This is a genomic window from Acinetobacter tjernbergiae DSM 14971 = CIP 107465, from assembly GCF_000374425.1.
Classification (GTDB): domain Bacteria; phylum Pseudomonadota; class Gammaproteobacteria; order Pseudomonadales; family Moraxellaceae; genus Acinetobacter; species Acinetobacter tjernbergiae.
In genome coordinates this window covers 30,550-51,380 of sequence record NZ_KB894355.1, presented here as the reverse complement: position 1 = coordinate 51,380, position 20,831 = coordinate 30,550, and the positions used below count along the sequence as shown (strand labels likewise).

The window sequence follows — 20,831 nt, the reverse complement described above, 5'->3', positions numbered from 1 at the left end:
ATTATTGCTATTGTCATAATAAAGTATCTACAGGGAAGGGCGCTGCGTGGGTCAGTTAACAGATGCATCAGTTGTATTGCGCTTTGGTTATCAGGCAATTCGTAAAGCAGGATTGCCAACTGAAGAGATTCTAACAAAAGCAGGAGTGGCACTTAATCAAATTGATACCAATGCACGAACACCATTGAATGCACAAAATGCTTTTTGGATTGCAGCACAGGATGTCAGCCATGATCCAGATATTGGATTACATTTAGGTGAGTATTTACCGCTTTATCGTGGTCAAGTGATTGAACATTTATTTATCAGTAGTGAAACCTTTGGTGAAGGCTTAAAACGAGCTTTGGCTTATCAACGCCTGATTAGTGATGCCTTTGATGCAAAGCTAATAGTGGAAGATGGTCGTTGTTATTTAACCAATGGCGAACAATTTTGGTCTGATAACCTAGTCAATCGCCATTTTTCTGAATGTGCCATGTCAGGTATTTTGCGTTTCTTTAAATTTATTACTGAAGGTCAATTTCAGCCGATTTATATTGATTTTAATTTTAATGATGGCGCAAATGATGATGAATATTTCAGAGTATATGGTTGTCCTGTCAGTTTAGGACAAAAAGCAACACGCTTATATTTTGATGCGGCTGTACTTGATTATCCATTGTGGCAAGCTGAACCAGAATTACTGCAACTGCATGAACAACTCGCCATTGAGAAGTTACAAGAATTAGCGCGTTATGATTTAGTGGGTGAAGTTCGCCGTGCCATTGGTTCAACTTTAGAAAGTGGTGAAACAACCTTAGAAACAGTTGCTGCTCAGTTGAGCATCACACCACGTCGCTTAAGAACACAACTTAGTGAGGCGAATACGAGTTTTCAGCAGATTCTTTCAGATTATCGTTGTCGTTTAGCGAAAAAACTATTGGCGAATACCAATGAAAGTGTAGAACGGATTGTGTACCTCACTGGTTTTTCTGAACCAAGTACTTTCTATCGTGCCTTTAAACGCTGGACCAATGAAACGCCTGTCGAATATCGTAAGCGTAAGCAGCGTTGATTGTTACACAAGAAAAAGCCTTATCTGACGATAAGGCTTTTTTTATTCTGGTAGATTCAACCATTGTGGCCCTAAAGGCAACTGCGGCAGATCAAACTCATCTGGATAATAGGCTTGGATAAAGTACAGACCATCAGAAGGAGCGGTAATACCCGCAGCGGTACGGTCTTCTGCGGCAAACATGGTATCAATATGATCAATCTCATACAGACCTTGTCCGATTTCCAACAAACATCCCATGATATTCCGCACCATGTGGTGCAAGAAGCCATCGGCTTGAATATCTAAGACCAGATATCGACCATGTTCAAATAAACGACAATGTTTGATATTGCGTATAGGTTGATTGGACTGGCATGCTGCTGCACGGAACGTTTCAAAATTATGAGTTCCTTCGAATTTTGTTGCAGCGGTAATCATCTTCTGTATGTCTAAGGTTTGATAGAGATGAGTCACTTGCTTATACAATAAGGCGGGGCGAGTGGGGGCGTTATACACCACATAACGATAACGTCGTGCCACGGCTTTAAAACGAGCATGGAAATTTTCATCCATGCATTTAATCCACTGGATTGAAATATCTTTGGGAAGTTGACTGTTAGCCCCGCGAATCCAGCCGAGTTCAGGGCGGATTGCGTCAGTGTCGAAATGCGCCACCATGTTGGTTGCATGCACACCCGCATCCGTACGACCCGCACCATGCAATACAATCGGTTCATTGGCAATGCTACTTAGAACTTTTTCTATGCTTTCTTGAACAGTGATAACGCCAGCCTGTTGGGTTTGCCAACCACGGTATTGAGTACCGCAAAATTCAATACCAATTGCATAACGTTGCATGTTCTAACCTCACTATTAGTGTTGATGCCAATGTTCGAACCATTGTTCGTGGGTTGGGTATTTTAAATACATTTGCAGTGCTTTTGCATATAAATCGGCATGGCTATGGCAATCATTGACTAAAACTTTGGCAGTTTGAATCCATGAGCTTACCGCATAACGTTGATCTAGTTGCCCAAAGGTGACTTGGGTACTCACAATCGGCAGGCATTGTCGTTGATACAATTGCTCAAATAAGCCCAGAATTTCATCATTGATGGCAATATTGCCTGTACCAAAACCTTGAAAAACTAGAAAGTGAGGTGGGGCAATCAGTATGCTTTTTAACTGTAAAATCAATTGTTCTTTTGCAATCGGCTGCAACATCAAATTGAGCAGGCTGAGTTGATCTGCTTGCTTAATCTGTTCATCTTTTACAATAAAATAAGCAGATGTGGTTTTGCAAGATTGTTCTGCTTTGACACCAACGAAAGCATCAAGTTCTGTGGTATGTGCTTTTAATGTGGTTTGTGCATGAAAAACTTGCTGATGGAAAGCAAGATAAGTACCGCTAGGTAAGCTAAGCACCTGTTCGAGGGCGAAATATAGATTTCCAATCGCATCAGTGAATTCGCGGGTATTGTTACCTTCAATATTGAGTAAAGGATATTGGCTACCTGTAATAATGGCATGACAGGAGTGCCCCAAGAAGCGGGCGAGTGTTGCCGCAGCATAGCTCAGCGTATCTGTTCCATGAATAATGACAAAGTGTTGGAAACCAGTGCGTTGTAATTGCTGGATTTGTTGTACTAATTTCAGCCAGTCTGTTGCAGTGCAAGCACTACTGTCTTTAATACTTGGTGCAGCAAAACATTCGACTGATAAATGAGAGGGAATCACCTTGGTTAATAAAGGTAAAAATTCCTGTTGAGGCATTGGCATGAGTGGTTCACCAATACAACCAAATGTCCCACCCATATAGATTAAAGCAATTTTTTTCATCATAAAAAAAGCAGTCTGAGAGACTGCTTATATTAGACTGATCAAATTCAGGAAGCTATTTGATTCAGTAAATTTTGTGAGCGTTGTTGTTGCTCCGCATTTAAAAGTGCTTGGCTGCTTTTTAATAATTCGCGTGCAGACTCATAGGCACCTAGCTCAATATATTGTTCAACGAGGTCTAAATTAAGTTCTGCTTCATCTAACTGCTGTAGGTCAGGAAATGATTGTACTAAAGGATCATGAGCGGCAACTGATACAGTTTCAGCAATTGCTTCGATAGGCTCGACTTGAACAAATGATTCAGTAGCAGTTTCAGTAACTTCAACTTGCTTATCTGCTTTTGACTCAAAGGTGAAATCTAAAGTGGGAGTTGTTTCTATTTTCTGTTCTGTAACTTCTAAATTGGAAAAACTAAAATCTAGTTCAGCTTTTGTTTCTTCAACGTTAGGAACAGTGGGAGTAGAGTCTAAATTAAATGAAAATTCTAAAGGTGCAGCTTCTTTGATTTCTGGTGATTCAATTATCGCTGGCGCAGCTTCAACTGATTCTTTTTTCTCAAATGAAAAATTAAAGTCTAAGGGTTGAACTTCAGGCACAGGTTCAACTGATTTGACTTCTTCTACTGTTGGAACAGGGCTATAGTCTGATTGTAAATCATCAAAAGATTGGCTCGTTTGTGACTGAGCTAATGCATCAAAATCGGCATTATTATTTTGAATCGGTGTTTGAACCGTTGTATGCGGTTGTTGATGAAAATTATTTGCTGAGCTAGAACTATATTCAATTGCATCGGGTTGTTTGTTTTTCTCATATTCACGTTGTTTCGCTTCAGCTGCTTGAGCGATATCTTCTAATTTTAGTGCATGAATGTGTTTGATCAATTGATCAATCGCAAAATCATCTTTTTGCGCCAAATGAATATCAAGTAAGAATAAATATAATTCATGCTGGGAATTATCTTGTTTTAATACTTGATTGATTTGAGCTTCAGCTGTTTGATACTGACCACTTTGAATCTGTTGTTCGATTTTTTGGCGTAAGGCATCTGAAATCGCAGTCGTTGCGGGTGGGGCAGATTCTTGTTCTTCACGTGCTAAACTCGTACGTGAAGTTTTTTTTGTAGCTGCTTTCTTTGTTGCTTTGCCTGTAGCACCTTTTTTAGGTGTTGCAGCACTTTGGTTGTCACTGCGTTTTTTTAAAACGATTGCAACAACTAATACAACGATTAGCAGTACAATTATTATAGTTGACATGATCTATACCCCTTGAAGATAGAGCCGCTTTGGTGCAAATTTATGAGAATCTTCTCGTAACTTAGCGTGTTGGCTTTTTAGTTTCCTGCTGTGCTTTCAACTGATCTTGTAGCTCGGCAAGTCGAGCATTCAGTAGCTGAATACGTTGTTCCTTGTTACGTAATGCCAATTCTAACTGTGTTACGTTTCTTTGTAATGTAACGGTTTTTTCTCGTGCTGTCATAACTTTTAATGATAAATCTGCACTGGTTTTTTGCTGTAATGTGTCTTTTTTCGCACTTCCTGTACTTGAATCTTGATTGCTTTCAGCGACAAGCGACATTTCTGCTTGTTGTAAGCGGTATTTGGCTTTTCCAGATGTTGGACGTGTTATTTGCGCAGCCGTTTGATTTGTTGTTTGGTTTTGGCGGGGTGGTGTCGTATTTAGGTTGAAATTTAAATGTGAACCTTGTCTAAGTCGATTTGCATTACCTCCGATAAAGGCATGTTCATTTTGTGCTTTGATTTGAGTCATAACTTTAGCAACAGGCTGTTGTGTTTGTGCTGCGATTTGTTGAGCGATGCTCCACAGAGATTCATTACGTTGTACAACATGTTGTTGTGAAGTTTGTACTTCAGGCACCATCGTTGATTTCGGTGGAAGTATTTTCTTTTTTATATCCGATGCCATCTTTTTGGCTTGATACTGAGTTTTTTCTTTTTGTTCATTTATTTTTGTTTCAGTACTTTTTAAATCTTTTTCAACTGTAGGCGTAACCTTTGCATTCGCAGTAGGATTTATTGACTGATTATTTTCTTGTATTACTGGTATTACGTTCTGTTTAGATTCGGTTTTTGTGGTGATTGTATCAATGGTTTTCGGTGGGATACTTTCTATTATTGATGGCTCAACTTTATTTGGTGTGATGATGGATACCGTAGTCGCAACTGAGTTTTTTGATTCAGATACATTCAAGGTTGGTGGAAGTGTAAAAGGTGCATTTAAGAGTCTTTCTTGCTTTAGGTCGGGTTCTTTGGCACTTGTTGTGCTGAAGTGCGCACTGACAGGTAGATTTAAAGCAATATCTTTCTCGCTCACAATAAATTTTGGTGCAAGTGATTTTTCATTACTTGTTTTTGCAATGGTGTTTTTATTATTTTGGCGAATCGGTTGTTTGATATGTTTTAAATGAGATGATCCACTTTCTTGAATTTTAAGAATAATATTAAGTTCAGCATCATTGATTGGTCGCGATGAAGTAATAACAATAACACCTTCACCTTGATTATTACGGCGTGTAAAAAAATTAAGGTTTGCAGGTGGTTGATGTGCCGCACCAATCATCATTAAATCTTCAGGTGTTGCCAAACTGACATCTAGTTTAGAGCTTGTATCTGCTTGGTGAAAACTCATTTCTGCATAGAGTAATTCACCTGGCGTGGACTGAATCTGTAGTGGATCAAGCGTAATCGCATAAAGATGCTGCGAAGAAAATATGGCTAAAATGGCAATTTTTAATTTGTTATAAACAGTCATCTCGATCCATGAAAAAGTGATGTTTTAGTCAATTCAAAAGTATACATTACCGTGATGTAAATGAATTGTAAAATATTCATCTTTCATAAAAAACAAAAGCCGATCAAATGTGATCGGCTTTTGTTTTTTAAATGTTTTTGCTTAAGCGTTCTTGTATTCAACTAAAATGCGAAGCATACGACGTAATGGCTCAGCAGCGCCCCAAAGTAGCTGATCGCCCACTGTGAACGCGCCTAGATATTCTTTACCCATATTGAGTTTACGTAAACGACCGACTGGAACAGTTAAAGTACCAGTCACCGCAACAGGGGTAAGATCAGTCATTGATGCTTCACGTGTATTCGGAACGACTTTCGCCCATTGGCTTGATTGACGAATCATGTCTTCGATTTCATCAAGCGCAACATCTTTTTTCAATTTCAAAGTGATGGCTTGAGAGTGACAACGCATTGCACCAATACGAACGCAGTGACCATCAATCGGAACGATTTGTTGATTACCTAGAATCTTGTTGGTTTCAACTTGACCTTTCCATTCTTCTTTCGATTGACCGCTTTCGAGTTGTTTGTCGATATAAGGGATCAATGAACCTGCTAATGGCACACCAAAGTTAGATTTCGGAAAACCTTCGCCACGTTGTAATTCAGCAATTTGACGGTCAATGTCAAGAATTGCAGATTTTGGATCATCTAATAAGGTTTTGGTGTTGTTGTACAAATAGCCCATACCAGTGATCAGTTCACGCATGTTTTGCGCGCCAGCACCAGAAGCAGCTTGATAAGTCATCGAAGTTGCCCATTCCACTAAATTATTTTGGAATAGAGAACCCAAGCCCATCAACATTAAAGAAACGGTGCAGTTACCACCTACAAATGTTTTAGTACCATTGACTAAACCATCTTTGATCACGTTTAAGTTAACTGGATCAAGTACGATGATTGCATCATCAGCCATACGTAGTGTAGACGCAGCATCAATCCAGTAACCATCCCAACCTTCAGCTTTCAGCTTAGGGAAAACCTCAGAGGTATAATCACCACCTTGACAGGTTAAAATGACATCCATTTGCTTCAGACTATTAATGTCTGATGCATCCATAAGTGCTGGGGCAGTCTTACCACCAAATGAAGGCGCTTCGCCACCTGCATTACTGGTAGAAAAATAGAATGGCTCAATATGAGCAAAATCATTCTCTTCAACCATACGTTGCATCAGGACAGAACCAACCATCCCACGCCAACCGACCAGACCTACTTTCATGTCATTTTGCCTCGGTATGTAAAAAACTTTAAAGGGGTTAGAGTGTATCAAAAGCGACCACAACTGCAAGCTTTACGTAAATAAAACGATAATTTTGTTGAGTGGAATAACTTGTTTGTATTAGATAGAAAATTGATAAAGCTATAACTTTATTCAGGAATCTCAAATAATCCTAAGGGTACAATTAACATGATATGGATTGAATTTTGTGCAGTATTGGTTATTTGGCTAAGCCTGTGGTCTTTGATACCCCGTGATGAGTGGTGGTTTCGAGGAGCTGACTTTCCACGATTGCAAATTTTAGCGATAGGTCTTGTGACGTTAGTTGGTTTGTTATTTATACAAACTGAATGGAGTTTGCGTAGAGAGTTGTTCTTGCTAGGAGTAATTGCAGCGGTCGCTTTTCAATTGAAAATGATATTGCCTTATACACCTATATGGAAAAAACAAGTTCAGCAAGTTCGGCATGAGCAATTAAATACAGCGCAACAACTTTCGGTGTTAGTGGCAAATGTCTTAACCCCCAATAATAAATATCATTTACTTCAACAGCATATTCATGCCTTACAGCCAGATATTATTTTAACACTTGAATCTGATCAGATTTGGCAAAAGGCATTAGAACCGATAGAGCAAGATTATCCGTATCGTGTTGCTGTGCCTTTAGATAATTTATATGGTATGCATTTATATAGTCGTCTAGCTTTAATTGAGCCTGAGATTAAGTTTATTTTAAGTGATGAGATTCCATCGATACATGCTTCGGTCAAATTGCGCTCAGGCATCCATGTCCAATTATATTGTTTACACCCCAAACCACCAAGCCCAACTGAAGCTAAAGATTCAACTTTAAGAGATGCTGAACTTTTAATGGTTGGTGATCGAATTAAAGATTTAGATCAAAGTTGTATCGTCATGGGTGATTTAAATGATGTGGCATGGTCAAGAACAACCCGTTTATTCCAACGTATAAGCGGCTTGCTTGATCCTCGAGTGGGGCGATATTTCATGAATACCTTTCATGCGGACTATCGATTCTTACGTTGGTCTTTGGATCATATTTTTCATAGTACTGATTTTGGCTTGGTTGAGATGAAACGGTTGTCTCATATTGGTTCAGATCATTTTCCGATTTATGTGGTTTTACAAACGGGGCGTATTTTTGAACAACAGCAAGAAGAGTTAGAACAAACGGTTGACGATGAACAAGAAGCAGAACAGGCGATTCAAGAGGGAATAAAAAAGGCTGAGCAAGAGGAAAAACAAGTTGTAGATGAATTAGCTCAACCACATAAATAGATCAATGAGTGAAATCTAAATATAGCGTGGTGTAAGCAATATCGTACAGTGATTTAGGTCGACAGCGAATAGTCGAGTGCTATTAAAAGGTTTATTCTAAATACATCAGCACAGGGACGCAGGAATGGATTTCCGATTAAGGATAGCGACGCTGAAATGGAAAAACGCATTATGGATATGATGCATGCGATGGAAGCAAGATAATAAAAAATGATGTGAAAGCACAACCTCATTTACCCGAGTTTTGCAGGATGCGAAACTCGGGTTTTAATTTATTTATAAATATTCTCGTAGCCTTCAGCTCTAGTTTTAAAACGACGATGGAACCACATCCACTGCGTTGGAGCAATTCGTAGCTGTGCTTCTATAATTTTATTGACACGTATTGCATCGTTGAGTTCATCTTCACTTGGAATGCCTTCAACTTCCGCTTCAAGTCGAACTTTATATTGTGGATTTCGAATATCGCCATATCGGTAAAAATATAAAGGAATAGCAGCTGCGTTTGCCATCTTCATTAAGCGACGATGGGCGGTAACGGTTGCTGCTGGGACACCAAAAAAAGGTGCCATGATGCCTTGTTTTAAACCAAAATCTTGATCTGGGCTATACCAAATGGCATCACCTTGTTTAAGCTGACGAATAAGTCCACGCATATTGTCATGATCAATCTGATGGCTATAAATCGGTGCACGACAGCGATAGACCAGCATGTCGAGCATTGGATTGTTCTGTGGGCGATACACAACGTCCAGTGGAAAATAGCGTGAACATAGATAGCCGCCTGCATCAAGTAAGGTACTATGTGTGCCTAAACATAAAACACCTTTGCCTTTAGCTTGAGCATTGGTGAGATGTTCTAAACCTTCAACACTAGAACGATGATCAAACCATTTTGGGCAATACCACGCATTTAGAGTTTCAAAGACCCCCACCATCATATCCACAAAGACCTGTTTGGCTTGGGTTTCGACTTCTGCGGGCGACCATTCAGGAAAACAAACTTCCAAATTTCGTAGCGTTGTTTTGCGACGTGATTTAAGTAAGTGCCAACATAAATATGCTAAACCATGTGCCAATCGCCATTGTATTGCCCAAGGAAGAATGGCTAATAGCATCAAGAACGTGATAGCGATCCAAATTTTCCAATATTTTGGTAATAGAAATTCCCATTGAAATTCGCCAGGTTTATAAGGCTGCTTTTGACTCATAGAACTTAGATATGTGAATTAAATTGAATTTGCAAACAGTGTAACATGAACTGAGTTTTGCAACTTTAACTGTAAGGTAAAACCAGATTGATTTTATGATCACTGACTGAATAAGGAGAGTATTTTGAAAACGATAAGTATTATAAAGGGAGATATTACTCAAATCGCTGTTGCTGCGATTGTTAATGCCGCAAATACGTCACTTCTAGGCGGTGGTGGTGTGGATGGTGCAATTCATCGCCGTGGTGGGGCGGAGATTTTGGCAGATTGTCAGAAGATTCGTGCAAAGCAAGGTGGTTGTAAGGTCGGTGAGGCTGTTGTAACAACGGCGGGACATTTGCCTGCTCAATATGTCATTCATACCGTTGGACCAACATGGGTTGATGGTCAGCATAACGAAATAAATTTATTAGAAAATGCTTATCGGAATAGTTTTAGACTTGCTGAAAGTTTGGAGCTGAAATCTATTGCATTTCCAAATATTTCAACTGGAATTTACCATTTTCCAAAACAGCTCGCGGCTGAAATTGCTTTAAAAACCATTCAAGCAGAGTTGAACCAAGGGCATTGGGTGCAAGAAGTGACTTTTGTCTGTTTTGATGATGAAAATTTTAATATTTACCAATTGCTTAAAGCTGATTTTTAACTCAGTTGACTAAGCTCTTGAAATGAAGTGACTATCCCCGAAAGGATAGTCACTTTGTAGATATTAGTTGCCTTTCGACATATTTTCTAAGATGTCCCAACGTTCCAATTTTTCAAGCAGAGCTTCTTCAATCTCGGCAAGGCGTTGGCTCGCTAACGTTGCTGCATTGGCATCACTCACAAACCAAGAACCATCTGCAAGTTTTGCTGAAAGTTCAGCTTGTTCTTTTTCTAGCTTTTCCATCTCAGCAGGGAGTTGTTCTAACTCACGCTGATCTTTATAGCTGAGTTTTACTTTCTTCTGTGCAGCAGCTTCGGCTTTTGCTTGCGCTTTTTTGACGTCACTTTTTTGATCGACGACTTTGTCATCTGGGCGCTGTTCTAGATAATCTTGATAACCACCAATGTATTCATCAATATTACCTTTACCATCAAAGACCCATGTTGACGTGACAACATTGTCCATAAAGGCACGGTCATGCGAGATTAGCAATAGCGTACCTTTATAGTCAGACAGCATTTCTTCAAGTAACTCTAGCGTCACCATATCCAAGTCATTGGTTGGCTCATCCATGACGATTAAGTTTGATGGTTTCAGCAACAGTTTTGCCAATAAGATACGGTTACGTTCACCGCCTGATAATGCTTTTACTGGTGTACGAGCACGTTCTGGCGAGAATAAGAAGTCTTGTAAATAGCTATAAATATGACGGCGACCACCATTCACATCGACAAAGTCAGAGCCTTCAGACACGTTTGCCATCACTGTTTTTTCGAGGTCTAAAGCGTTACGTAGCTGGTCAAAATAGGCAACTTCCAGTTGAGTACCGGTTTTAACTGAACCACCATGCTCGATTTCACCTAAAATAGCTTTGATCAGGGTCGTTTTACCGACACCATTGTCACCGACTAAACCAATACGATCACCACGCATAACCAATGCAGAGAAGCCTTTAATAATCGGTGCATTATCACCAAAGGTGACACTTAAGTGCTCAATATCAAATACCAATTTGCCAGAACGATTCGCATCTTGAGTCGCCATGCTGACTTTGCCCTGTTGCGAGCGACGTGCTTTAGATTGTTCACGTAAGTCTTTTAATGCGCGGACACGGCCTTCATTACGGGTACGGCGTGCTTTGATGCCTTGACGAATCCAAGCTTCTTCTTCAGCTAATTTTTTATCAAATAAAGCATTTTGTTTTTCTTCTGCTTCCATTTGTTGTGCTTTAAGATCTAAATAACGTGAATAGTTACCTTCATAGCTACGTAAAATACCACGATCAAGCTCAACAATACGAGTTGCAATGCTATCTACAAATGAACGGTCATGCGAGATAAATAACAAGGTCAAATTGTTTTGATCGAGTAAGAATTTCTCTAACCATTCAATACTTTCTACATCTAAATGGTTGGTAGGTTCATCGAGTAATAGCACATCTGGTTGAGTCAGTAATGCACGTGCCAATAATACACGACGCTTACGACCGCCTGATAAATCGGCTAGATCGGCATTCGGATCAAGTCCCATTTTACTGAGAATAGAGTTCACTTTATTTTCGAGTGCCCAACCATCAAGCTGATCCAGCTTGTGTTGTAACATGCCCATATGATCACAGGCTTCCATATCACCCAACACACAGGCATCACTTGCTTCATGATAAGCTTTGAGTACAGCAGCAGCTTCACCCGCACCATCTGCCACAATATCAGCCACTTTGCCTGAGTCCATTGGAACGTCTTGGGCTAACATTGAAACAGTTAAACCATTTTGAATCGAAACTTCACCTGTATCAGGTAATAAGCTTCCCTCAATCAGTTTAAGTAAAGTAGACTTGCCTTCACCATTACGACCGATTAAACAGACTCGTTCGCCACGTTCTAGGTTAAAGTGTGCGCCATCGAGTAGGGCAGGCCCACCAAATGCGAGGTGGACATCCCTTAAAGTAATATAGGCCATAATGTTTCCTAAAAGCTCAGATGAGGTCTGAAATGACTAAACAACAAAATTGTGATGATCACGCGTCATTGTCCGCACCCATTGAAGATTTGCAAGTCCGAATTGCATTTTTAGACGATTTAGTTGAACAATTGAATGAACAGCTTGCGATTCAGACTCAAGAAATCGCAATTTTAAAAAAACAAATGCAACTTTTATATCGTCGAGTTGAATCATCAGATTTATCAGAAGGGATTGCACCTTTTGATCCGATGAGTGATAAACCACCGCATTATTGATCATATAGATGTTGAATAATAAGGATTTGAGTTAAAACTTAGTCATACTTTTAGGGAATAATATTTTTAAATTTCAGAATAATAACGTTAAATTACGATGATATCGTCAGGTTTAAGTTCTTATTCTGAATAGAATAGCAAGGAAAACTTGCGTTTTTGATTCAAGTTATGTAACGCTAATAAAAGGAAGTTTTGGGCTACATTATGAGTAACGTTGGAATTTGGATCACGGTTGCGATAGTACTATTTGTATTAGGCTCGATTTTTGGTCTACGTGTGAGTCCTCGAGAAAAAGCATTGGGGATGATGCGAGATCAAGCTCGGAAGATGGGATTACATCCACGCTTAATCGTTGCACCTGAGTGGACAAAAGTTCCAATGGCTTCTGAAAAACGTGCCAGTATGGTGGCTTATTATAGTGTGCTCATTCCTGATGCTCGTTTGGCACTCATGCGAGCAAGAGCCGTTGATGGCAAACTTCAAGTGGTGCAAGGTGATCAGAAATTTAATGACTTACCCATTGCATTAAAAGGAGTTTATGCTATTGATATGCAGGCAAACTGCGTTGGGCTGTATTGGGATGAAGAAACTGACCTAAGAGCCACGCAACTTGAAGATATGAAAGCTTATTTACATGAATTGGCACAACGCTAATTATTTGATTGATTATAGGAAAAACGATTTATTATGGCGAATACTCCACGCTCTGCTTCAAAAAGCACAGCAGCTCCAGCCTCTGCTGCAACTAAACGTGCCTTAGTGATTGTGGAGTCGCCTGCAAAAGCGAAAACCATTAATAAATATTTAGGCTCACAATTTATTGTGAAATCGTCTGTCGGTCATGTTCGTGATTTACCGACAGGTGGTGGGGCAAAATCAACAGAAAAAAAGCCTGCTACACGAACAAAGCTAACTGATGAACAAAAAGCTGAAAAATCACAATCTGCATTGATCAATCGGATGGGGGTTGACCCAGAACATGATTGGATTGCACATTATGAAGTGCTACCAGGTAAAGAGCATGTCGTTGCTGAACTGAAAAAACTCGCCAAAGATGCAGATGCAATCTATCTCGCAACGGACTTGGATAGAGAAGGGGAAGCGATTGCGTGGCACTTGAGAGAAGTCATTGGTGGCGATGACAGCCGTTTTCATCGTGTAGTCTTTAATGAAATTACCAAGAACGCTATCCAAGAAGCATTTAAGCAACCAACACGGTTAGATATTAATCGTGTCAATGCTCAACAAGCACGTCGTTTCCTTGACCGTGTTGTGGGCTTTATGGTTTCACCATTACTCTGGGAAAAAATTGCTCGTGGTTTATCGGCAGGTCGTGTGCAATCTGTTGCAGTAAAATTGGTGGTTGAGCGTGAACGTGAAATTCGTGCTTTTATCCCAGAAGAATATTGGCAGGTTTTTGCAGATATCGTTTCTAAAAAAGATGACATTCGTTTAGAAGCTGTGAGACAGGCGGGTAAAACGCTTAAACTCAAAAATAAAGCTGAAACCGATGCATTATTAAATGTCTTAAAAGATGCTGAATATAAAGTCGCATTACGTGAAGATAAACCGACGAAGGTGAATCCGAGTGCGCCGTATATTACATCAACGCTTCAACAGGCAGCCAGTACACGCTTAGGTTTCTCTGTAAAGAAAACCATGATGCTGGCGCAGCGTTTGTATGAAGGTGGTTTCATTACCTATATGCGTACCGACTCAACCTTTTTGAGTGATGACGCTGTAAATATGGTGCGTAACCATATCCAACAAAATTTTGGTGATAAATATATACCCGCCAAGCCAAATCGTTATGGCAATAAAGCAGGTGCACAAGAAGCCCATGAAGCCATTCGTCCATCTGATGTAGGATTGACCGGTGATAAGCTTGCGGGTGTAGAGCGTGATGCTCAGCGTTTATACGACCTAATTTGGCGTCAATTTGTTGCTTGTCAGATGACACCTGCTGAATATTTATCTTCAACGCTAACGGTTGAAGCATCAAATGTTGAGTTAAAAGCCAAAGGTCGTACTTTAGTGTTTGATGGCTTTACCCGAGTTCGTGGTGCCAATAAATCAGATGATGATATTTTATTACCTGCAGTGAAAGTCGGTGAAGTACTCAAGTTAGAAAAGCTTGACCCAAGCCAACATTTTACTAAACCGCCTGCGCGTTTTACCGAAGCCTCTTTGGTGAAAGAGTTAGAGAAGAAAGGTATTGGTCGTCCGTCAACTTACGCGGCGATTATTTCGACCATTCAAGAGCGTGGTTATGTCAAGCTAGAAAACCGTCGTCTCTTTGCTGAGAAGATGGGCGAGATTGTTACCGACCGCCTTGATGAAAGTTTTAATAACTTGATGAACTATGCCTTTACCGCAGATTTAGAAGGTCAATTAGACCGTGTTGCGACAGGTGAGCGTAACTGGAAAGAGTTACTCGATACGTTCTATGGTGACTTTAAAAAGCGTTTGACCAATGCACAAGGTGAGAGCGGGATGCGCCGTAATCAACCTGTAGAAGTGCCTGATGTGCCATGTCCTGAATGTGCTCGTCCAATGCAAGTGCGTACAGGAACGACAGGCGTATTCTTAGGTTGTTCAGGTTATAACTTACCACCGAAAGAACGTTGTAAAGGTACCTTGAACTTAACACCAGTCGAATCTTTGGCTGCATTGTCGGACGATGATGGTGCTGAAACTGCTGACTTGATGTCGAAACATCGTTGTCCTAAATGTAGTACCGCAATGGATAGCTATGTGGTGGATGGTGGGCGCAAATTGCATGTCTGTGGTAATAACCCTGATTGTGATGGTTACGAAGTCGAAGAAGGCGAGTTCAAGATCAAGGGCTATGATGGCCCAACCATTCCATGTGATAAATGTGATGGTGAGATGCAGTTAAAAACAGGTCGTTTTGGCCCGTACTTCGCATGTTCAAGCTGTGACAATACCCGTAAAGTATTAAAGAGTGGTCAGCCTGCCCCACCACGTGTAGACCCAATCAAAATGGAACACTTGCGTTCAACTAAACATGACGACTTTTTTGTGTTACGTGATGGCGCAGCAGGTTTATTCTTGGCAGCAAGCAAGTTCCCTAAAATCCGTGAAACGCGTGCGCCCAAAGTTGCTGAATTACGAAGTGTAGCGGATCAACTTGATCCAAAATACCAGTTCTTGTTGCAAGCACCAGATGTCGACCCTGAAGGTAATCCAACGGTAGTGAAATTCAGTCGTAAGAATCAAGAGCAATACGTGGGTTCAGAGACGCTTGAAGGAAAACAAACCAAGTGGAGTCTTGTTTTCAAGAATGGGAAATGGGTTGAAGCTTAGCGTTTTGTAGAATAAGAAATGCTGGCGATTTGCTGGCATTTTTTATTGATGTTCGACCAGTGAATTAAAAAAAAGAGCATCTGCATTTTATTGGGGCGATTTCTATGTGGAAAAATATTCGAGTTGCGTGTTTATTGATAGTGCTATTGATTGTTGCAGTCAATGCCTATCGTGACCAGAATCAGGATTGGAATAAGCCGATCAATATTCTTCTACATCCAATCAATGCGGATGGTTTAGCGAGCACTCAACAATATATTCAACAATTACAATACAGTGATTTTGCAGTTGTAAAACAATATTTGGAGGAAAACAGCCAAAAATATCGAGGAAAAAGTAGCTATTTCATTGTTCAGGTCGGACGTGAATTACATCAAATACCCCCGAAGATGTCCGAGCAACCAAGTCTCCTGAATAATATTTTGTGGAGTCTGAAGTTTCGATTTTATGCGTGGAAACAGCATCAATCTATAGATGGTACACCAGCTTTAACCTTATATTTAAATTTTTATGATCCTAAGCAAACTAAAGAGCTCAAACATTCAACAGCACTAGAGCGAGGGCGAATCGGGTCAGTGAATTTATTTGCTTCACAAAAACAAGCAGCACAGAATAATGTGGTACTCACACATGAGTTATTGCATGGTTTCGGGGCGACAGATAAATATAGCTTAAATACTGGAGAACCTATTTTTCCGATTGGTTATGCAGATGCAGATCAACACCCTTTATACCCTCAAACCGAGGCTGAAATTATGGGCGGGCGTATTCCGCTGTCAGAACATAAAAGTAAAATGCCAAATGATTTAGAGCAAACCGTCATTCGTCAGCTTACAGCACAAGAAATTGGCTGGATGAAATAAATTGTGGATAAGTTTTGACTTATCCATACCGTTAAAATGCTAATCAGAATAAAAAATATGAAATAAAACACCAATTTTCTGACATTCTGTCATTAATTCTCAACATGCTTTATACAGAATTTAGCGACAAATACGCCCAATATAGACGTATAACATTGATGATAAAAGAGTAATAATGATGAAAACAGTGGGTAATGATCTGATTCGTAATCAACTCCACACTGATCGCAAATGGTATCTGTTATTAGGTACGCTATTGGTTATTTTTGGTTTGGTTCTTTTAGCTGCTTTACCATTTGCAACATTATCCGCCGTATTGTTGTTTGGTGTTTTAATGATGTTGGGTGGTGTTCTACATTTTGTTGCGGCATTCATGGTCTTTAAGGGCGGAACACGCTGGCTCTGGGCATTGTTTGGTGTACTGTATTTAGCAGCAGGCTATTTTGCCTTTACCACACCTGTGATTACTGCGGTGGTCTTAACCAGCTTCTTAGCGATTGCGCTTATTATTGCAGGGGTGATCCGAACTGCAAATGCATTTATTCTTAGACCGATTTCTGGTTGGGGCTGGGTACTGTTTTCAGGCATCTTGACTTTATTAACTGGGGTTCTGATTTTATCATCACCTGATTCTCCGTTTTGGGTATTGGGGATGTTCCTTGCGATTGATATTCTATTCCAAGGGATTAACTACCTAACACTGGCAAGTGCGATCAAACAATTGCCACATAGTTCCACAACGGTTTAAAGTGTGAATCCAAAAGCGAGAGCATGTATTTTTACATGCTTTTTTGTTTTTGTAGTGGGAAATCTTTCGATTGCCAGAGTCTGTTAAAATAGCAGTTCATTTTTAATTGATCGATTGTATGACGCTTGCCAAGCTAATTGATGAACTGAATCCACAACAAAAACGAGCAGCCACCACAACTGCACAAAACTGCTTGGTTTTGGCAGGGGCAGGTTGTGGAAAAACCAAAACGATTGTGGCGAGAGCAGCATATTTAATTGATCAGGGTTTGCCCGCGCAGCAGATTCAAATTCTGACCTTTACTCGCCGAGCTGCCAGTGAAATAGTTACGCGTGTTGAGCAGCACATGGGTGGGCAGGTGAAAGGTTTACGTGCTTCAACATTCCACACTTTTTGTATGTATTTATTGCGTCGTAATCCTCGCGCTTTTGGTCTGACCCAGTTCAGTATTATTGACCGAGATGATCAATTGCTAATGTTCCGTCTATTACGTGGCAAAGATAAAGGAAATGTATTGCCGAAGGCGGCAGAGTTATGTGATTTATATTCTTATGCACGTAATACTAAAAGCAAACTTTCAGATGCTTTGGTTGAACAGTTACCCCAAGCGATTGAGTATAAGGCACAAATTACTGAGTTAATGAAAGCGTATGAACAGCGCAAGCAAGAACGAAATTTTCTCGATTATGATGATATTTTAGCGATCGTTGCAGTACATTTGCAAAACTCACCTGAGCTGGTGGAGTGGGTGATTGGGTTTTGTTCGGCACTGTTGGTTGATGAAATGCAGGACACGAATCCTTTGCAATGGGCGTTGCTGCAACCCTTGATTGGCAAGGTTAAACTCTTTTGTGTTGGCGATGATGCCCAGTCGATTTATGGCTTTCGTGGTGCCGATTTTGAAAATATTCACCACTTTAAAGAACGTGTACCTGATGCTGAGGTACTGACTTTAGACATGAATTATCGTTCTACACAAGGCATTTTGGATTTATCAAATTGGTTGTTGGAACAAAGCCAAATTGGATATGACAAGCATTTACAGGCTTATCGCGGTAAAGGTTTAAAGCCACAATTGCATATCTTGAGCAATGAGTTTGAAGAAGCCAATTGGATCGTTCAAGATTTGAATCGCCGTCATAGGCAAGGGGCGGCATGGGCAGCGCATATGGTGCTGCTTCGCTCAGGTTTTAGCGGTCGTTATCTAGAAGGGGCATTAATTGCTGCTAACATTCCTTATCGTTTCATTGGTGGGGTAAAGTTGCTTGAATCCGCACATGTTAAAGATGTTTTAAGTCTGCTTCGGGTTAGTGTTAATCCACAGGATGATTTGGCTTGGATGCGCTTTCTGACCCTGTGGGATGGCGTGGGTGATGTCGGTGCCAGTAAGTTGGCGCAGGAGTTGATTCAACTTCCCGATATTGAAGCACGGTGTCAGCGCTTAGAGCGACACGGCAAAGTACCACAACAAGCGATTCTGATTTTGATGCAGTTGGATGTATTACAACAGCAAGTGGAAGCTTGTATTGGTTTAGCACTGGATGCCCTGAATGAACAGTTGCAAAATAATTATAAAACCAAAGACTGGACACGCCGTGTCAAAGACTTTGATTTGGTCAAGCAACTGGCACGTAAGCATAGTTCACTTGGAGAATTCTTGGAGGAGTATGTACTTGATCCCATTTCAGTTTCAGAAATAGATAAAACACCTGATCAAGATCTAGTAACACTTATCACGATTCACTCTGCTAAGGGGGCGGAACAAAAAGTCTGTTATGTGCCACATGTTTCCCCGACTCAATATCCACATGCACGTGCGCAAGGTGATTTTGATGATGTGGAAGAGGAACGTCGTGTACTTTATGTTGCATTAACGCGTGCTGAAAATGAATTGATTTTGACCAAACAGAATTTAAATTTATGGTCGCAAGATCAATATGATGAGTTAGGTCGAAAAGTAGAAAGCTATTTCCTTAATGATTTACCTCAACATTTAGTTGATATTCAGATTCATCGCCAAGTTGCTTCAGCATTTAATCAAAGTAAATGGCAACGGAACCCTGCAATAAGTTTAGGTTTTGGTATTGATCTCGATTAAACTAGATCTATTCAATTTATTTTGATTCATTATCTTGAATGATGAATCATTTTTCGGGTTTTAGCATGAAAATTTTAGTTCGTAATTTAGATCGTTTGGTTACAGATGCAGAAGTCCTCGACTTATTCAAAGCGTATGGAAAAGTGGACTCTTGTGTTGTAGTGAAGGATGCTAAAACAGGAAAATCAAAAGGTTTTGGTTTTGTTGAAATGTCTAATCCACGTGAAGCAATTAAGGCAGTTAAAGGACTAAATACTTTAAAAGTCAAAGGTTCTGGCATTAAAGTAAAAGTAGCAGAAGATAAAGCTTAATTCTGAATACTAAAGCAATATCAAGCTTTATCGATTGTTGTTCCAAATGCAGAGCGAATTGTACAGGGGGTAAAGACCCTTAATGTTCGCTCTTGGCAGCCCGAAACTTTGCCACTCGATACAATAGCAAAGCGTAAACTTTATCGTATTGAATTGATGTTATGAGTGCTATTTGTTTCAGCATCAATTCGCTTTACAATCAGTCCTGATTTAAATGAAATGAAAATAGGGATTTCTTATGTCTCGTGTTGCTCGCTACCATGCTGATCGTACCAATCAAAAATTGTATTTTGCCCGACTTGCATGTCAACAAGCTGAGCAAACTGACCATATTCAACAAGCACAGGCACATCGTGAGTCAGCCGTATTTCATTTACATGGTGCGATTTTAGCGTTCTTGCAAGAATTAGTACGTTATTATCGTTTAAATGATTTGCAGCCGATGTTTAAATCGATTGAAGAACAGATGGCGGATAAAGGGCAAGTTTCCCCAGAAGTCGCTGTATTACAGCAATTGGCTAAAGATGGATTTATTGCAGAATTAAAACGTGCCTATCGTTTGTGTCAATATGCACCAGAACCAACTGCACCAGAACCTGAAAATGAGACCTCATCTAATCTGATTATTAAAGTGACTCAAAGCTCGCAAGCATGGTTGCCCGATGCGAAAATTTTACGTGAATGGCATCGAGAGTTAACGCATTTGATTGATGGTTTCCGTAATGAAATGGTTGAGTTTTAAGTCGAATAAAACATAGACTTGAAATATGAGTAAATAGTACCTATATAAATAAGACGTGAGATTGCAAAGTACAACAGTGCTTTGCCACCATGTAGAAACATGGAGTAATTGTATGTCAATGCAACAGTTAAAAGAGTTATTTGGTAGTCAAGAAGCAGTTCTTGAGTTGGTGCAACTCGAAGGCGGTGAGCTTGCTTTGCGTAATGCGGGGTCTGAAGCAGAACCTTTAGTCAAAATCCAGTTTAGTGAAGATGTAAAAAAGATCTTAGGTGATCAGACACCAGCCGTTGCACAGCATATGATTCAGGCTGCTTTATTTGGCTTGTTAGAAAAACAGATGAATCAGCTTCAAGCAGAAGTGATTGATGAGCAGCCACAGCATTTTAGTTAAAAGAATTGGAATAGATAGTTTGATATAAACGCACCCTTGGGTGCGTTTTTTATG

General features: G+C 40.1%; 19 protein-coding genes and 1 pseudogene. 13 read left to right on the top strand and 7 right to left on the bottom strand.

What is annotated here, in order from left to right:
• Positions 1-46 precede the first annotated feature (46 nt).
• On the top strand, positions 47-1,054 hold the full coding sequence (locus C502_RS0102845) for an AraC family transcriptional regulator (protein WP_018677354.1): 1,008 nt from the start codon (positions 47-49) through the stop codon (positions 1,052-1,054).
• 42 nt (positions 1,055-1,096) lie between these two features.
• On the opposite strand, the gene truA is transcribed toward C502_RS0102845, so the two are convergent.
• The 5 genes from truA to asd all read right to left on the bottom strand — a co-directional run bounded on the left by truA (position 1,097) and on the right by asd (position 6,904).
• Entirely contained in the window at positions 1,097-1,894 is a 798-nt protein-coding gene (gene truA, locus C502_RS0102840; RefSeq protein WP_018677353.1) for a tRNA pseudouridine(38-40) synthase TruA, read from the bottom strand.
• Between the two features lie 15 nt (positions 1,895-1,909).
• Positions 1,910-2,878 (bottom strand): asparaginase domain-containing protein, encoded by a 969-nt coding sequence (locus C502_RS0102835; protein WP_018677352.1) that lies wholly within the window; start codon positions 2,876-2,878, stop codon positions 1,910-1,912.
• 44 nt (positions 2,879-2,922) lie between these two features.
• Positions 2,923-4,128 (bottom strand): hypothetical protein, encoded by a 1,206-nt coding sequence (locus C502_RS0102830; protein WP_018677351.1) that lies wholly within the window; start codon positions 4,126-4,128, stop codon positions 2,923-2,925.
• A gap of 61 nt (positions 4,129-4,189) precedes the next feature.
• Positions 4,190-5,644 (bottom strand): type IV pilus assembly protein FimV, encoded by a 1,455-nt coding sequence (locus C502_RS0102825; protein ID WP_018677350.1) that lies wholly within the window; start codon positions 5,642-5,644, stop codon positions 4,190-4,192.
• A 141-nt stretch (positions 5,645-5,785) separates the two neighbouring features.
• Positions 5,786-6,904, bottom strand: a complete 1,119-nt coding sequence (gene asd / locus C502_RS0102820; protein ID WP_018677349.1) for an aspartate-semialdehyde dehydrogenase — start codon at positions 6,902-6,904, stop codon at positions 5,786-5,788.
• 189 nt (positions 6,905-7,093) lie between these two features.
• Here asd and C502_RS0102815 point away from each other — a divergent pair, with 189 nt between their 5' ends.
• Entirely contained in the window at positions 7,094-8,203 is a 1,110-nt protein-coding gene (locus C502_RS0102815) for an endonuclease/exonuclease/phosphatase family protein (protein WP_018677348.1), read from the top strand.
• Positions 8,204-8,475: 272 nt separating this feature from the next.
• Here C502_RS0102815 and C502_RS0102810 read toward each other — a convergent pair whose 3' ends face one another.
• Positions 8,476-9,414 carry an LpxL/LpxP family acyltransferase gene (locus tag C502_RS0102810; RefSeq protein ID WP_018677347.1) on the bottom strand — a complete coding sequence of 313 codons (939 nt, stop codon included), beginning with the start codon at positions 9,412-9,414 and terminating at the stop codon, positions 8,476-8,478.
• A 124-nt stretch (positions 9,415-9,538) separates the two neighbouring features.
• Between C502_RS0102810 and C502_RS0102805 the strand changes: the two genes are divergently transcribed.
• Complete coding sequence (locus C502_RS0102805; RefSeq protein WP_018677346.1) at positions 9,539-10,060, top strand: O-acetyl-ADP-ribose deacetylase; 522 nt, start codon at positions 9,539-9,541, stop codon at positions 10,058-10,060.
• 63 nt (positions 10,061-10,123) lie between these two features.
• On the opposite strand, the gene C502_RS0102800 is transcribed toward C502_RS0102805, so the two are convergent.
• Entirely contained in the window at positions 10,124-12,019 is a 1,896-nt protein-coding gene (locus tag C502_RS0102800; RefSeq protein WP_018677345.1) for an ATP-binding cassette domain-containing protein, read from the bottom strand.
• A gap of 32 nt (positions 12,020-12,051) precedes the next feature.
• Here C502_RS0102800 and C502_RS0102795 point away from each other — a divergent pair, with 32 nt between their 5' ends.
• From C502_RS0102795 to C502_RS0102755, 10 genes and pseudogenes are all read left to right on the top strand, one after another.
• Positions 12,052-12,297 carry a SlyX family protein gene (locus C502_RS0102795; protein ID WP_018677344.1) on the top strand — a complete coding sequence of 82 codons (246 nt, stop codon included), beginning with the start codon at positions 12,052-12,054 and terminating at the stop codon, positions 12,295-12,297.
• Between the two features lie 204 nt (positions 12,298-12,501).
• Complete coding sequence (locus C502_RS0102790; protein WP_018677343.1) at positions 12,502-12,951, top strand: hypothetical protein; 450 nt, start codon at positions 12,502-12,504, stop codon at positions 12,949-12,951.
• A gap of 33 nt (positions 12,952-12,984) precedes the next feature.
• Positions 12,985-15,624 carry a type I DNA topoisomerase gene (gene topA, locus C502_RS0102785; RefSeq protein WP_018677342.1) on the top strand — a complete coding sequence of 880 codons (2,640 nt, stop codon included), beginning with the start codon at positions 12,985-12,987 and terminating at the stop codon, positions 15,622-15,624.
• Positions 15,625-15,728: 104 nt separating this feature from the next.
• A complete protein-coding gene (locus C502_RS0102780; protein WP_018677341.1) occupies positions 15,729-16,487 on the top strand; it encodes a hypothetical protein in 759 nt (252 codons plus the stop codon).
• A 175-nt stretch (positions 16,488-16,662) separates the two neighbouring features.
• On the top strand, positions 16,663-17,235 hold the full coding sequence (locus C502_RS0102775) for an HdeD family acid-resistance protein (RefSeq protein WP_018677340.1): 573 nt from the start codon (positions 16,663-16,665) through the stop codon (positions 17,233-17,235).
• A 118-nt stretch (positions 17,236-17,353) separates the two neighbouring features.
• Complete coding sequence (locus C502_RS0102770) at positions 17,354-19,333, top strand: ATP-dependent helicase (protein WP_018677339.1); 1,980 nt, start codon at positions 17,354-17,356, stop codon at positions 19,331-19,333.
• 65 nt (positions 19,334-19,398) lie between these two features.
• On the top strand, positions 19,399-19,644 hold the full coding sequence (locus C502_RS0102765; RefSeq protein ID WP_026315725.1) for an RNA recognition motif domain-containing protein: 246 nt from the start codon (positions 19,399-19,401) through the stop codon (positions 19,642-19,644).
• Between the two features lie 6 nt (positions 19,645-19,650).
• Positions 19,651-19,770, top strand: a pseudogene (locus C502_RS19675) (ASCH domain-containing protein); the annotation flags it as partial.
• A 112-nt stretch (positions 19,771-19,882) separates the two neighbouring features.
• On the top strand, positions 19,883-20,386 hold the full coding sequence (locus C502_RS0102760) for a DUF6586 family protein (RefSeq protein WP_018677337.1): 504 nt from the start codon (positions 19,883-19,885) through the stop codon (positions 20,384-20,386).
• 112 nt (positions 20,387-20,498) lie between these two features.
• The gene (locus C502_RS0102755) at positions 20,499-20,777 is read left to right on the top strand and encodes a hypothetical protein (protein WP_018677336.1); all 279 of its coding nucleotides are present in this window, start codon (positions 20,499-20,501) and stop codon (positions 20,775-20,777) included.
• The last annotated feature ends 54 nt before the right edge of the window (positions 20,778-20,831 follow it).

What these genes read in the sequence shown, in the direction of transcription:
- C502_RS0102835 (WP_018677352.1), bottom strand. Translation starts at nt 2,878, where the DNA reads ATGATGAAAAAAATTGCTTTAATCTATATGGGTGGGACATTTGGTTGT.
- C502_RS0102775 (WP_018677340.1), top strand. Translation starts at nt 16,663, where the DNA reads ATGATGAAAACAGTGGGTAATGATCTGATTCGTAATCAACTCCACACT.
- C502_RS0102830 (WP_018677351.1), bottom strand. Translation starts at nt 4,128, where the DNA reads ATGTCAACTATAATAATTGTACTGCTAATCGTTGTATTAGTTGTTGCA.
- C502_RS0102760 (WP_018677337.1), top strand. Translation starts at nt 19,883, where the DNA reads ATGTCTCGTGTTGCTCGCTACCATGCTGATCGTACCAATCAAAAATTG.
- C502_RS0102815 (WP_018677348.1), top strand. Translation starts at nt 7,094, where the DNA reads ATGATATGGATTGAATTTTGTGCAGTATTGGTTATTTGGCTAAGCCTG.
- topA (WP_018677342.1), top strand. Translation starts at nt 12,985, where the DNA reads ATGGCGAATACTCCACGCTCTGCTTCAAAAAGCACAGCAGCTCCAGCC.
- C502_RS0102780 (WP_018677341.1), top strand. Translation starts at nt 15,729, where the DNA reads ATGTGGAAAAATATTCGAGTTGCGTGTTTATTGATAGTGCTATTGATT.
- C502_RS0102770 (WP_018677339.1), top strand. Translation starts at nt 17,354, where the DNA reads ATGACGCTTGCCAAGCTAATTGATGAACTGAATCCACAACAAAAACGA.
- C502_RS0102755 (WP_018677336.1), top strand. Translation starts at nt 20,499, where the DNA reads ATGTCAATGCAACAGTTAAAAGAGTTATTTGGTAGTCAAGAAGCAGTT.
- truA (WP_018677353.1), bottom strand. Translation starts at nt 1,894, where the DNA reads ATGCAACGTTATGCAATTGGTATTGAATTTTGCGGTACTCAATACCGT.
- C502_RS0102765 (WP_026315725.1), top strand. Translation starts at nt 19,399, where the DNA reads ATGAAAATTTTAGTTCGTAATTTAGATCGTTTGGTTACAGATGCAGAA.
- asd (WP_018677349.1), bottom strand. Translation starts at nt 6,904, where the DNA reads ATGAAAGTAGGTCTGGTCGGTTGGCGTGGGATGGTTGGTTCTGTCCTG.
- C502_RS0102810 (WP_018677347.1), bottom strand. Translation starts at nt 9,414, where the DNA reads ATGAGTCAAAAGCAGCCTTATAAACCTGGCGAATTTCAATGGGAATTT.
- C502_RS0102800 (WP_018677345.1), bottom strand. Translation starts at nt 12,019, where the DNA reads ATGGCCTATATTACTTTAAGGGATGTCCACCTCGCATTTGGTGGGCCT.
- C502_RS0102790 (WP_018677343.1), top strand. Translation starts at nt 12,502, where the DNA reads ATGAGTAACGTTGGAATTTGGATCACGGTTGCGATAGTACTATTTGTA.
- C502_RS0102825 (WP_018677350.1), bottom strand. Translation starts at nt 5,644, where the DNA reads ATGACTGTTTATAACAAATTAAAAATTGCCATTTTAGCCATATTTTCT.
- C502_RS0102795 (WP_018677344.1), top strand. Translation starts at nt 12,052, where the DNA reads ATGACTAAACAACAAAATTGTGATGATCACGCGTCATTGTCCGCACCC.